This window comes from Ruegeria sp. HKCCA5929 (assembly GCF_013034525.1).
In the GTDB taxonomy this organism is placed as follows: domain Bacteria; phylum Pseudomonadota; class Alphaproteobacteria; order Rhodobacterales; family Rhodobacteraceae; genus Ruegeria.
Window position 1 is genome coordinate 1 of sequence record NZ_WQGE01000012.1, and the last position, 13,028, is coordinate 13,028.

At 59.7% G+C, this 13,028-nt stretch carries 11 protein-coding genes; 8 read left to right on the plus strand and 3 right to left on the minus strand.

The features are described from left to right. On the plus strand, nucleotides 1-558 hold a 558-nt coding region (locus GOV90_RS19990; RefSeq protein WP_217352342.1), incomplete at its 5' end, for a hypothetical protein. Between the two features lie 60 nt (nucleotides 559-618). Here GOV90_RS19990 and GOV90_RS19995 read toward each other — a convergent pair. Beyond that, a complete protein-coding gene (locus tag GOV90_RS19995; protein WP_171136203.1) occupies nucleotides 619-2,028 on the minus strand; it encodes an oligosaccharide flippase family protein in 1,410 nt (469 codons plus the stop codon). A 307-nt stretch (nucleotides 2,029-2,335) separates the two neighbouring features. On the opposite strand from GOV90_RS19995, the gene GOV90_RS20000 reads away from it, so the two are divergent. The 6 genes from GOV90_RS20000 to GOV90_RS21435 all read left to right on the plus strand — a co-directional run bounded on the left by GOV90_RS20000 (nucleotide 2,336) and on the right by GOV90_RS21435 (nucleotide 9,050). Beyond that, nucleotides 2,336-3,262: a glycosyltransferase family 2 protein gene (locus GOV90_RS20000; RefSeq protein ID WP_171136205.1), complete on the plus strand. Its 927-nt coding sequence runs from the start codon at nucleotides 2,336-2,338 to the stop codon at nucleotides 3,260-3,262. A 13-nt stretch (nucleotides 3,263-3,275) separates the two neighbouring features. Beyond that, nucleotides 3,276-4,238 (plus strand): lysylphosphatidylglycerol synthase transmembrane domain-containing protein, encoded by a 963-nt coding sequence (locus GOV90_RS20005; RefSeq protein WP_171136207.1) that lies wholly within the window; start codon nucleotides 3,276-3,278, stop codon nucleotides 4,236-4,238. Next, entirely contained in the window at nucleotides 4,235-5,674 is a 1,440-nt protein-coding gene (locus GOV90_RS20010) for an FAD-dependent oxidoreductase (RefSeq protein ID WP_171136209.1), read from the plus strand. Before GOV90_RS20005 ends, GOV90_RS20010 begins: the two co-directional genes overlap by 4 nt. Before the next feature lie 3 nt (nucleotides 5,675-5,677). Next, nucleotides 5,678-6,421 (plus strand): polysaccharide deacetylase family protein, encoded by a 744-nt coding sequence (locus GOV90_RS20015; RefSeq protein ID WP_171136211.1) that lies wholly within the window; start codon nucleotides 5,678-5,680, stop codon nucleotides 6,419-6,421. A 93-nt stretch (nucleotides 6,422-6,514) separates the two neighbouring features. Further along, on the plus strand, nucleotides 6,515-7,486 hold the full coding sequence (locus tag GOV90_RS20020) for an NAD(P)-dependent oxidoreductase (RefSeq protein WP_171136213.1): 972 nt from the start codon (nucleotides 6,515-6,517) through the stop codon (nucleotides 7,484-7,486). Nucleotides 7,487-7,520: 34 nt separating this feature from the next. Beyond that, a complete protein-coding gene (locus tag GOV90_RS21435; RefSeq protein WP_171136215.1) occupies nucleotides 7,521-9,050 on the plus strand; it encodes a GMC oxidoreductase in 1,530 nt (509 codons plus the stop codon). Nucleotides 9,051-9,072: 22 nt separating this feature from the next. On the opposite strand, the gene GOV90_RS20030 is transcribed toward GOV90_RS21435, so the two are convergent. Together GOV90_RS20030 and GOV90_RS20035 are read right to left on the minus strand one after the other, a co-directional pair. Further along, complete coding sequence (locus tag GOV90_RS20030; protein ID WP_171136217.1) at nucleotides 9,073-10,317, minus strand: glycosyltransferase family 4 protein; 1,245 nt, start codon at nucleotides 10,315-10,317, stop codon at nucleotides 9,073-9,075. A gap of 163 nt (nucleotides 10,318-10,480) precedes the next feature. Next, nucleotides 10,481-11,623, minus strand: coding sequence for a glycosyltransferase family 4 protein (locus GOV90_RS20035; RefSeq protein ID WP_171136218.1), 1,143 nt, complete (start codon nucleotides 11,621-11,623; stop codon nucleotides 10,481-10,483). Nucleotides 11,624-11,800: 177 nt separating this feature from the next. On the opposite strand from GOV90_RS20035, the gene GOV90_RS20040 reads away from it, so the two are divergent. Further along, the gene (locus GOV90_RS20040) at nucleotides 11,801-12,946 is read left to right on the plus strand and encodes a glycosyltransferase family 1 protein (protein ID WP_171136220.1); all 1,146 of its coding nucleotides are present in this window, start codon (nucleotides 11,801-11,803) and stop codon (nucleotides 12,944-12,946) included. Nucleotides 12,947-13,028: the final 82 nt, after the last annotated feature.

Consider the following 13,028-nt stretch of genomic DNA (forward strand, 5'->3'; position numbering starts at 1 on the left):
AACATGCTGCATTTCGGCACGTGGGGTGGGGCGTTTTCGATGGCGCTCTGGATTGTGTTCGGGTTCGTCGCGACCGGCGTTGCCGTAACCGGCGCCATGATCTTTTCTGCCAGGCTACGTCCAGACGATGCACGTTACGGCCCGTTCAAACGCATCTGGCGCGGCATGGGCTGGACCCGGTGGGCTTATCTGCTGCTGTTGGCCGGTATGCTGTTCACAGCTTACTACCGTTTCAACCCCGACGCCTATGATGCCACCAGAGCTCATCCCGTCAACGTGGACGGGTCGGTCGCCCGGCTGATCTTTCGCGCCCCACTGCGGCACGAAACCCCGCTTGATGTTGAAATGCGGATTGGCGAACCGGACGTTGTGACCGTAACGGTTGAAATTGATAATGGTCCGGCCCAGTCAGCCAAGCTGATCCAGCACGATGCAAAAGCCACAGCCTATTTTCAGCTGACGCCCGCCGAGACGCAAAACGAGATCACGGCCAACCTGATAAAATCGGATGGCGAGGAAAAAACGGTCATCTTTCGCCTGGGGCATCCCATCTGGTAAGCGCCACCTCATACCCGGCATAAGGCGCATTGTCTGTGCCCGGCGTATTCAGATACGGGTTCATGTCGCGTTGGTGCCCCGGGGTCGGGCCATCGACATCAGCAGGTGCAACCTGCGCCGCTGGAACAGAAACGCCAGCAGGCAATAAACCATACCCCCGGTCACCATACCGATCAGAAGAACCAGAATCCGTGCGGTGTCCCCCAGCGCCCAAACGACCCCCTGCACCACGCCTGCCATTGCCGCCGACAGCAAGAGCGGTGAAAGATGCTGCTGCATCAAAAGCAGGTTGGGCAACCCCGCGATATGCGCCAGGTTGGCAAATTTGAGCGGCCAGATCAGCAGAAAAACCGCCACAAAACCGGCTGTGACGACCGACAAGCCATAGGGGGCCAGTGCCACGATCACGGCTGCTGCCAGCGCCACCTCAACCCATGACAGAACCGCCAGTCGCCCGGCTTGACCTGCGGCCAGACAGAAGGTCTGTTGCACCTTTTCGGCGCATAGATACATGCCAAACACCGACATCAGGCTCAGGACCGGAGCGGCCGGAGCCCATTTCTGGCCAAACAACAATATCAGCGCCGGTTCTGACAAAACAGCCAGCCCGGCGAAGGCGGGAAAAGCCAGAAACCCGGTCAGGCGCATGACATCCATCAGCAAGTCCGCCGCCTGGCCATCATCGCGCGCCGCGGCACCAAAGGCAGGCTGCGCCACGGTACGCAACGGTGTGATCATGAGAAACGCGGCTGTCTCGATCACACGCCAGGCAATGGCATAATACCCCGCCTGCGCAGGTCCTAGCATCGCGCCGATGATCACCGCAGGGGACTGCACCGCAGCCAGTTCGGCCGCGCGCAGGCCCAAAATCCGATGACCAAAATGCAGGATTGCCCGCATGTGATCCCGCGACACGTCAAGGGCCGGGCGCCAGGACACCGCGCCCCATGCCATCACGATATTGGTGGCCGTCATCGCCAGCCGCTGACCGACCAGGCTCCAGACCCCGTATCCCGACAACGCCATGCCAATGCCCACGACCCCGCCGACCGCCGCACCAAGCGCGGCCCGAATAGCCAGAATACGGAACCGCATTTCCCGACGCAGGATCGCCACCGGCACCGCCGTCAGTGAAATCATCAGCACCGTTGGGGACAATCCAATCAACAATTCGCGCGCAATCAGCTCATTGTAGAAATTTGAGACCAGTCCCGCGCCCAGATACAATACGATTGTCAGCCCGCCTCCCAGCAGGGCCAGCAGCCAGAAAACCGAGTTCAACCGTTCTGACGACAGCGCGTCACGGGTCAGAAGAATGTCGGAAATCGTTTCGCGCACCAGGAATTCGGAAAACAACACAAAGGCCGCCACCATCGCCAGAAGACCAAAAGCCTCGACCCCTAAAATACGGGCAAGAATGGCAAAAATGATGAAGTTGAACGCCTGCTCGACCCAGATACCAGCCGACATCCAGGCAACTCCGCTGCTGAAACTCTGCCGCCCTGACACTGGTTTCCTTCCTGTTGCCCGAACTCTGCCAAGTGCCGATGGACACATGGCTCAAACACTCACACCTGCTGCGCGCAGTATACGTAATTACAAACTTGACGCCTAAACGGTCGAATTTGGTCAAATTTATTGTCTATGTTCAGTCTGTACGTGTTCGAATACTATACGCAATACAGGGAATTATGCCCGTCACGTTCCACGCCCTGTGCACGTTTGGCAGCAGGGTCCGGGGCAGGGATTATTGAGTGAATAAAAGGTTTTCATTTTCATGAACAAAGTCGCAGAGCCGATGGAAACGAACAGCACCACATCCGAAGAGCTGATCGCATCGGAAACCGCCGGCATGAGCCTGAGCGTGGTCATCCCCGCGTTCAACGAAGAAAACGCCGTGCGCCACACGGTCGAGGATGTGCGCACCCACCTTGAACCGCTGGGCATCCCCTATGAGATCATCGTGGTAGACGATGCCAGCCAGGACAACACCCGCGCCGAGGCCGAGGCCAGCGGAGCCACCGTCACCTTCAACGACGTGAATTCCGGTTATGGCGCCAGCCTCAAGCGTGGGGTGCGGATGGCGCAGTATGAATATGTCGCCATTCTGGATGCTGACAGCACCTATCCCGCGCGTTACCTGCCGGGCATGTTGGCCATGTGCCGCGATCAGGACATGGTGGTCGGCGACCGAGGTGCCGCGATGAAAAACGTGCCGCTGCTGCGCAAACCGGCCAAGAAGTTCCTGTTCGCCTTTGCGTCGTTCCTGGCCGAGCGCAAGATCAACGATCTCAATTCAGGTCTGCGCGTGTTCCGCAAATCCGAGCTGATCCCATTCCTGCCGCTGCTGCCGCAGAACTTTTCGTTCACCACCACGATCACGCTGTGCATGACGTCAAATGGCAAGCGGATGATCTATACGCCGATCGAATATGGCAAACGGGTGGGCAAATCGAAAATCCGGCCGATTGATTTCCTGAACTTCATCATCTTGATCCTGCGCATCAGCACTTTGTTCAACCCGCTGCGGGTGTTCATCCCGCTGGGTCTGGCGTTTTTCACATTGGGCACAGTGAAATTCATTATCGACATGTTCTACTGGAACCTCAGTGAAACGGCGGTGTTCTCGTTCCTGGCGGCGATCATGATCTGGTCGCTGGGGCTGATCGCCGACATGATTTCGCGGCTGCACCTGAGACCCTGACAGGAGCGGCGGGATGTTTTCCGATCCAAGTCAACGGCGCTGGCTGATCCGGGTGGCCGGATCGGTCGTGGTGCTGGCGATCCTGTTCTGGATTCTGCCGACCGAGGCGATTTTGGCAGCGCTGAAAGCCATCCCGGTCTGGGTTTTTGCCTGCGTGCTGGCGCTGTTTCTGCTGGCCCATGTTGCGGCGGCGTTGAAATGGTGGCTGCTGCTGGGGCGCGGGTTTGCCCCCCCGTTGGCTATCCGGGCGCATTTTGCAGGTCTGGCCGCGAACCTGTGCCTGCCCGGAGCAATCGGTGGCGACACGGTACGCGCCGGCCTGGCGCAAGCCGCAATGAAAGACGGCGCGCGGGTTGTTGCGGGCGCAACCGTGGATCGGCTGATCGATATGGTGGCCCTGCTGACCCTGTCCTGTCTGGGGCTGGTCCTGACATGGGAAAGCGCTGCGGGCGGGCATATGATCTGGCCTGTAGCTCTGGTCTTGCTGGCGGCGCTGGCGGGCATGGTCGCTTTGCCGCGCCTGCTGCCCCTGCCTTGGCGCTATGTGCCGTCCCTGCCCGGCAAAGGCTTTGCTCATCGTCTGTCCGATGCGTTGGCTGAAATGGGCCGCAAGCCCGGCACACTAGCCGTGGCCTTTATCGCCTCGGTCGCCATCCAGCTGGGGCTGGTCCTGCTGGCCTGGTGGCTGGCTATCGCAGCCGGTGTCGATGTGGCCGCCGGACCATGGATCTTTGCCTGGCCATTGGCCAAGATCATTGCCGTGCTGCCAGTATCTCTGAACGGGTTGGGCCTGCGCGAGGCGACGCTGGCCAGTTTTCTCGCCCCCTTTGGCGCCAGCGCCGCCGCGGTCGTGGCCGCCGGGCTTGTCTGGCAGGTTGTTTTGTTTACGGCGGGCGGGTTTGGCGCGCTGGTTCTGACCATGTCCGGGATGCGGCTTAGCGCTCCGGCGAGTTCCCAGAAGGAAGAGTGCAAGTGACGGATGTTTCCCAAAACCCAGGCAACGACAAACCCCACATCATCATTCTGGGGGCTGGACCGGCTGGTCTGGCCGCAGCCCATGCGCTGACCGGACAGGCCCGTGTAACCGTGATCGAACGTGCACCTGTTGCGGGCGGCAATTCGGCCTCGTTCCCGGTTGAAGGCGTGATTTGCGACTATGGCTCGCACCGGTTTCATCCGGCGGCCGAGCCCGAAGTTCTGGCCGATGTGAAATCCCTGTTGGGTGACGATCTGCTGCTGCGCCCGCGCCATGGGCGCATTCGGCTGGGCGGCAAATGGATTCACTTTCCGCTGAAACTGACCGATGCGCTGATGCGCCTGCCCAAACCCTTTGCCGCGTCGCTGATCGGGGACATGGCGCTGAAACCCTTCCGCAAGAAAAGCGAAGGTCCCGAGACATTCTCGACCGTGCTCTATGACGGGCTGGGGCCGACGATTTCGGACAATTTCTATTTCCCTTACGTACGCAAGCTTTGGGGGCTGGATCCGGACAAGCTGGCGGTAAAGCTGGCAGAACGTCGGGTCGGCAGCGGCTCGGTCGGCAAGATCCTGATGAAGATGCTGCGCCTACTGCCGGGGCTGCGCAGCGAGACGGCGGGTCGGTTCTTTTATCCGCGCAAGGGGTTCGGACAAATCTCGGACGCGATGCGGAACAGTGCGGAAAGCAACGGTGCCAGCTTTCTGTTCAACACTGAAATCACCGCCATCGAGCGGGACGGCAACCGCATCACCGGATTGACGATCCGCGACGAAGATGGCGAGCGGCACATGACCGGCGATCTGATCCTGTCGACCATCCCGCTGACCGGGCTGACGCGCCTGATCGGCGACGCTCCGGCCGAGGTGGTCGAAGCCGCCCGCGCGATCCGGTTCCGCGGCATGATCCTGCTGTACCTGGTGCTGGAGACAGACCAGTTCACCGAGTTCGATGCGCATTACTTCCCCGAACTGTCGATCCCGATCAGCCGCATGTCAGAGCCCAAGAACTATAACGCCAGTGGCGCGCCGAAGGGCGTCACCGTTCTGTGTGCCGAGCTGCCCTGCGACCCGGATGAAAAATGGTGGTCCATGTCCGACGAGGAACTGGGGCAGGAATTCACCAAATGGCTGGGCCAGTTGGGCCTGCCCGTCACCGTACCGGTGCGCCGCTGCGAAACCCGGCGGCTGAGCCATGCCTATCCGGTTTACGATGTGGGCTATGAAGAGCGGTTTGATACGGTGGATCAGTGGCTCTCAGATATGGACGGATTGCTCGTATTTGGACGGCAGGGCCTTTTTGCCCATGACAACACCCACCACGCTTTTGCCATGGCTTATGGCGCGGCGGATTGCATCGACAGCAAGGGCCATGTCGACCGCGCGAAATGGAACAAATACCGCGAGGTCTTTGCCACCCATGTGGTGGAAGACTGACCCATGCCCGCCTGGCAGGCCGATATCCTGATGTATCATTCGATCTCGGATGCGCCGGGACCGACCTCGATTGCGCCCGAGGTGTTCAAGGCCCAGATGCAGGCGCTGGCGGCATCCGGCCTGCCGGTGGTCACACCGGATGCGCTGGCCAACCCGCCTGCCCCGCGCGTGGTCATCATCAGCTTCGATGACGGGTTCGAAGATTTCGCCGATACCGCCTGGCCGATCCTGCGCGATCATAATTTCACCCCGATCGTCTATCTGCCTTCGGGCCGGATGGGCGGCAGTGACAGCTGGCCCGGCGGACATGTCCCCCCGCGCCCGCTGATGGGCTGGGACAAAGTTGCGGCATTGGCCGAAGAAGGGGTCTGTTTCGGCGCGCATAGTATCAGCCACCCCGACCTCACCACGCTGGACCCTGAGGCGCTTGAAGACGAGATAACCGGCCCTGGTCAGGACATCACCGCCCGGCTGGATCAGCCCATTCGCCATTTTGCACCCCCTTATGGGGCATCGAACCCGGACATACGCGCGCGAGTCGCCCGGAATTACGACACCTCGGTCGGCACAAGGCTGGGCGTGGCAAAAGCGGGTGATGACATGCACGATCTGCCGCGGCTCGAGATGTTCTATTTCACCGACATCGCCCGCTGGAAGGCTCATCTTGCCGGGCGCGGCGGGCCCTATCTTGCGGCACGCAAATTGATGCGCAACGTGCGGGCCGCCATTCGGGGGAAGCCTTGGTGAGCACAGCTTTTTTATCCGCGACTATAGCCGGAGGCGCGGGACAGATTGTACACTTCGGCACAGTGGTTCAGAACAAGTAACAGGTATATAGATATGCATATTCTGGTGACCGGCGGGGCCGGGTTTATTGGCTCTCATCTGACGGAAAGGCTGATCGGGGATGGCCATACCGTTACGGCTCTGGACGATCTGTCAACGGGGCTCGTGTCCAATCTGGCCAGTGTTGCGGATCACCCCGGTTTTACCTTTGTCAAAGGCAGTATTCTGGATCGCCAGCTGGTCGCTGATCTGGTTGGACCGGCGGATGTGGTGTTCCATCTGGCGGCGGCCGTTGGGGTCAAGCTGATCATGGATGAACCCAGCCGATCGATCCTGACCAATGTTGCGGGCACGGAAAACGTTCTGGATGCCGCGCTGGTGGACAAGACACATACCTTCATCGCCTCCAGTTCCGAGGTCTATGGCAAAAGCACCAATTTCCCCTTTCAGGAAGAAGGTGACCTGACCATCGGCGCCACCCGCAACCTGCGCTGGTCTTATGCTTGCGCCAAGACGCTGGACGAGTTTCTGGCACTGGCCCATGCACGGGAATCCGATCTGCCTGTCACGGTGCTGCGGTTCTTCAACACCACCGGCCCGCGTCAGACCGGGCGTTACGGGATGGTGCTGCCAAATTTCGTCAAATCCGCGCTGGAAGGCGCGCCACTGATGGTACACGGCACTGGCGAGCAATCGCGCTGCTTCGGCCATGTGGCGGATGTGGTCGAGGCCATGTGCCGTCTGATGACCCTGCCCGAGGTACGCGGTGACGTGTTCAATGTCGGCACCGATCAGGAGGTCACGATCCGCGCACTGGCCGAACAGGTCATTCGAACAACCGGCTCGACCTCGGAAATCCAATTCGTCCCCTATGACACCGTCTATCCCGAAGGGTTCGAGGACATGCAGCGCCGCCTGCCCGATGTCTCGAAACTGCAACGCGTCACCGGGTTCCGCCCGATGCGGACGCTGCAGCAGATCATCGATGATATCGTTGCCGAGATGACCCGCCCGGTTCCCGCATGAGGGCGCATCTGTCAGTGCAGACGGGCCGCACCCCGTGACCGATCTTGTCATCGGGTCGGGGCCAGCAGGCGTATCGGTGGCCATTGCCCTTCTGAACCGTGGCCGTCAGGTTTTGATGATAGACGGAGGGGAAGAGCTTGAAGCCTCTGAACGGGAGCGCCGCGACCGGATGGCGGCCTCAGATCCTGAGGACTGGTCTGCGGCAGATATTCGGGCCTGGCAGGCCCCTCAGTTAGACACGCCGCCCGGACAGGTGCGCCGGTTCGGGTCCGATTTTGCCATGGTGCCGGGTACAGACACACTGGTTGCGCCGGATCAGATCGGATTGCGTGCCTCACATGCGGCGGGGGGGTTATCCAACCTTTGGGGCTCGGCGATCCTGCCCAACCGGGATGCAGATATCACCGACTGGCCGCTGAGCGCGCAGGATTTGGCACCGCATTACCGGGCAGTTGCCAAATTTCTGCCGGTCAGCGGGCGAGAAGATGCCTTGCAGGCCCTGTTCCCCGCCTTTCCGATGCAGCACCGGGTTCCGCTGACCCCATCACCTCAGGCCGGGCACATTCTGCACCGTCTGGAGCACCACCAAAGCAATCTTGCCCGCTTGGGAGCCTCTGCCGGGATGGCGCGCCTGGCTGTGGATCCGGGTTGTCGCTACTGCGGCCAGTGTCTGCATGGGTGCCCTTGGGGGCATATTTATTCGGCCAGACAAACACTTGAGGATCTGCGCCACCACACGGCGTTCCGCTACCGCAGCGGCCTTGCCCATGCTTTCGAGGAGCAGGCCGATCATGTCACCGTCCGGCTGGATGGCGGCGAGAAACTGAAAGCTGATCGCGTTTTTGTCGCCGCAGGCGTTCTGGAAACGGCGCGCCTGCTGTTGCTGTCTTCGGCGGATCCGGCTGCCCGCCTGCAATTGCAAGACAGCCAGCATTTCTTCCTGCCCAGCCTTCACCGCTGGCGCGCCCCGCGCCGCCCTGATCAGGTTCCCTATCACACTCTGCCGCAGATTTTCATCGAGCTGGATGACCCCGATCTCTCGCCCCATCTGGTGCACAGCCAGATATATACCTGGAATGAGTTCTATGCCCAGGATCTGATCCGCAGCTATGGCGCAAAGCTGCCCGGCTCAGCTCCTTTATGGCATATGTTGGCCCGGCGGTTGATCGTGGCGCAGGCGTTTCTGCATTCCGACCATTCTGCCCGTATTGATCTGACACTGGCCCCTGACGGGCGGCTTGTATCCAAGGTCCTGCCGAACGACACAACCGAGCAGGTCATGGCGCGGGCCACATCCCGGCTGGCGCAGGTGCTGAAACTGGCCGGGCTGACGCCGCTCAGCTTTGCCCGCCGCCCCGGTGATGTGGGATCAAGCTTTCATGTCGGCGGCTCGGTGCCCATGGCCAAAGCGCCCCGCGCAGGACAGTCGGATATTCTGGGGCGCCCCAAAGGGCTGGCGCGGGTGCATCTGGTCGATGCCTCAAGCCTGCCCAGCATTCCGGCCACAACCATCACCTTTTCGGTCATGGCAAACGCCCACCGGATCGGAACGCTGGCCCCCTGACAGCAACGCTCGCCCGGGATGCTTATCCGGTACCGGTTTCAAAGGCCCCGCCCTCCAGCACGGCGGCCAATCTTTGGTTTCCTGCACCATGGGCCACGCGCGCCAGCGCCGCGCCATACGCCTCCAGCACGGCTGTTTCGTGCCAGATTTCCAGAAACGCCCGGCGTGCCGCCGCGCCCTGTACCGCGCGCTGATCGGGCTGGTGCTGAAGGTTACGCATCGCCGCGATCAGGTCATCCTCGGTTTCGAACAGCTCTCCACCCCCTGCCCGTTCGACGATTTCGGGGAACGGGCCCAGCCGTCGGGCAATCACCGGTGTGCCCAGCCGGAAGCTTTCGATCAGGATGATGCCGAAGGTTTCATAACAAACCGAAGGTACAATCAGCCCCAGTGCGCCACGATAGTAAGCGTTCAACTCGTCAGGTGTCTTGCGGCCCAGGAACTTGATCCGGTCATTGCCTGCGGCCTGTGCCTTCAACTCATCCGCGTAATCACCATCGCCCAGGATCAGCAGATCGGCATCCGGGTAACGATCAAAGGCGGGGAAGACATCCTGCAACCCTTTGATCTTTTCCAGCCGCCCGACAAACAGGAAATAGGGGCGCTCATGCGCCGCCGGTTCCGGCAGGGCGCTCTGGTCCAGATCGGGCAGGAAATAGGGCAGCACCTGCATCTCCTGCCGCAAACCAAACTCGTGATGTTTGGCGCGGCTGAATTCGCTTTTGGCAATGATCAGATCCATGTGATCCAGTGCCCGGTCCAGTGCGCCGGTATAGCGCCACAACTGCGGTGGGCGTTTGTAATTCAGCACACAGCGCAAGCACTGGCGATCATCGCACAGTTCCCGCCCATGCCGCCACAGAACGTGGGTTGGACAGACCAACCAGTGTTCATGCGCCTCATAGACTTTCAGCCCCTCGCCCATCGGCAACAGGCCGGGCCCGCCGATCAGCGAAGTGTTGTTGTGCCAGATGATGTCCGGCTGCCGTTCGTCCAGAATCTCGCGGATGCGCGCGCCATGAACCACCGGGCGGCCCATCTGTTGGGTCAGCAGGTTCGACATCATGCCATTGCGGCTGCACAACCCGATCCGACGCACCCCGTCTGGGGGCCCTTCGGGCTGCGGTTTGCCGCCCAGGATCAGATAGCTGTCTTCGTCATGCACCACTGTCACATCGTGCCCGCGCGCCACAAGCGCTCGGGCCATGCGTTGAATGCCAATGGCGTCGCCACCAAAGGAATACGGGGGATAAAATGTAGTGAACATCAAAATGCGCAGAGACTGCATGTGACTCAAACCGGATTACCAATGACTTTCCGATATGAAAGCATGATCCATACCGTGATCGAAAGATGGAACTTGCCCTGATGCCCTGTTCACAGGCTGTGTTGCGGGCATGCTGCAAAGGAATGCAGCTTTTGTCCGCTGCTCAGTCAAGAAGACTGAAATAAAGCGCCTCGATCTGCCGATTGATGTGGTCTGGATCAAACCGGCTCTCTTTCGACCTGTCCAAGGCACTGGCCGCCATGTCGGCGCGCTTTTGGTCATCTTCGAGAATGTGCTCAACAGCCTGCGTGATCGCCGCGACATCGCCGATTGGCACACAGGCACCGACCGTATCATGCACCAGTTCGTGAACACCCGAACAATCGGTGGCCACAACCGGGGTTCCAACCTGGAACGCTTCGGCAATAGAGATGGGCAGCGCCTCCCACCGCGAGGTCAGCAACATCAGATCCGCTGCCCGCAAATAGCGATAGGGAACCTCAGTACGTCCGGCGAAAAACAAATGCTCATCCAAACCGCGCTGTGTCGCCAGCGCCCGCATCTCCTGATCCAGCGGCCCATCCCCGACGACAACAAAGCGATAGTCGGGGTGGGTGTCCTTCAGGCGCGCCACACACTCGATCAAGACGTCAATGCCCTTTTGATAGGCAACCCGCGCGATGGTGACGACAAGGCGATTGCCGCCACGCAGCAGGGTTTTTCGTAACGCGGCAACGTCGTGATCCGTATCTTCAGGCGGCGGCTTGATCCCAAGCCCTATGACCCGAAGCTTGTCCTCTGATACATCGGCAATTTCGGCCAGATCCTCAGCGGCGCGGTGGCTGGGCGTCACAACCAGATCGGCATGGCGTGCGATCTTTCCAAACCCTCTGATCCGCTGTGGATCCGACCCGTGATACGTCACGACAAGCGGGATATTCAGACGCATCCGCGCCAGCAGCGCCACCAGAGCTGGTGCAGATTCATGCGCATGAATGATGTCGATACACGACGTCGAAAGCCAACTACGCAGGGCAATCGCCCCATGACCGGTATGGGCAAGCCTGCGCACCAGCCCGCCACCATCCGCCCCAACATAGCGTGTCGGGATGGACAGAAAGCCATCTTCGTGTTTTTGCCCCGCCCATTCGCCCGGCGTTCCGGCGAGAAAAACACCATGACCCTGACCTTCTAGCCAGATGCCCAGATCAAGGGCATGTCTGGCAATCCCACCCATTCCGAAATCCGTGCACATCTGTGCGATCCGAAGATGCCTTCGATCATCTGATTCCGTTACAGCGTGCATTTACGAATCCGCCCTTCAAATTGGCCTCGATGATGTAGCAACAGGGATGCAAGGATATCAAATGATTGTGGGCCGCGCTCTGCCTGCCATAGAGTAAGCGCATGATTTGGATTTAAATCCTCCGTCGCGGCTCGAAGCGGTTGGGACCAAGGAATTTCGCAGGAACGGAGTATCACCATGCATGTCGGGATTGATGGGACGACTTGGCGTAACGAGCGCGGGTTCGGACGTTTCACAAGAGGTGTGCTCGAAGCTCTGGCAGCTCGAGACAGCGGGTTTCGTTATACCCTGATCTGTGATCAGGAACCGTCTTACCCGGTGCCTCAGGGGGTCGACATCGTGGTTGCGCCAAAGCCGGACGGAGCAGACGTCGCAAATCGGTTTCAGATGCATCAAGCAACGCTCCGACTGGGATGCGACGTGTTCTTTTGCCCCACCGTTTTTTCGTATTATCCCTTAATGTCACGGGTCCCGAAGGTCATCTGTATCCACGATACGATCCCTGAACGCTTTCCGGATCTGATCTTCCCGTCAAAACTGAATTTTATGCTGTGGAAAGCAAAAACCACGATCGCCAAATTGCAGGCCACGCGGTTCATCACCGGTTCTGAATCGTCAGCCCAGGATCTGCAGTCCATTTTGGGCATTCCGCGCAACAAGATTGACCTGACAACGATGGCCGCGGCCCCAGTTTTTAAAGAGATAAATGATAACAAAAAGATAGAAGAAATTCGGGCAGAGTACAACATTCCTTCCGGGGCGCGTGTTCTTGTCTATGTGGGTGGCTTTAACCGCCACAAAAATGTGCTGAGCCTTATCCATGCGATGCCATTGATCCTGGAACAGCATCCCGATGCTTTTCTGGCCATTGTCGGGCGCACAACCGGCGACCGGTTCTGGGATAATGTTGAAGATCTGCAGGCTTCGGCCCGAGCCAATGTAATTGCGTCGGACCGGATCATTTTCACCGGCGAGATTTCGGATGAAAAGCTGGCGCTTCTGATCAATGCCTCACATGCGCTTGTGCACCCGTCGCTCTATGAAGGTTTCGGCTTCCCCCCTGTCGAAGCGATGGCCTGCGGCACCCCGGTTTTGGGGTCTGATGCAAGCAGCGTGCCCGAAGTTGTCGGCGATGGCGGGCTGCTGTTTGACCCAACCGATGCGTCCTCGATTGCCCATCAGACAAACAGGTTGCTGAGTGACGACGATCTTCATGCGCGCTTGTCACAGCAGGCCATACGTCAGGCCGCAAAGTTCACCTGGGCGCGTGCTGCCGAAATGACCGAAATCAGTTTTGAAAACGCGTTTGGAAAGCGACTCTGAAACTATCCCTCAAGCGGAGACAGTTTGTTAAAATGGAATTTATTAATGCGATCAGCGACACAAAAATCAACGCGCTCCGGGG

Coding starts and splice junctions, on each gene's coding strand:
- GOV90_RS20035 (WP_171136218.1), bottom strand. CDS start 11,623: ATGCACGCTGTAACGGAATCAGATGATCGAAGGCATCTTCGGATCGCA.
- GOV90_RS19995 (WP_171136203.1), bottom strand. CDS start 2,028: ATGTCGGCTGGTATCTGGGTCGAGCAGGCGTTCAACTTCATCATTTTT.
- GOV90_RS20005 (WP_171136207.1), top strand. CDS start 3,276: ATGTTTTCCGATCCAAGTCAACGGCGCTGGCTGATCCGGGTGGCCGGA.
- GOV90_RS20020 (WP_171136213.1), top strand. CDS start 6,515: ATGCATATTCTGGTGACCGGCGGGGCCGGGTTTATTGGCTCTCATCTG.
- GOV90_RS20015 (WP_171136211.1), top strand. CDS start 5,678: ATGCCCGCCTGGCAGGCCGATATCCTGATGTATCATTCGATCTCGGAT.
- GOV90_RS20000 (WP_171136205.1), top strand. CDS start 2,336: ATGAACAAAGTCGCAGAGCCGATGGAAACGAACAGCACCACATCCGAA.
- GOV90_RS20030 (WP_171136217.1), bottom strand. CDS start 10,317: ATGTTCACTACATTTTATCCCCCGTATTCCTTTGGTGGCGACGCCATT.
- GOV90_RS20040 (WP_171136220.1), top strand. CDS start 11,801: ATGCATGTCGGGATTGATGGGACGACTTGGCGTAACGAGCGCGGGTTC.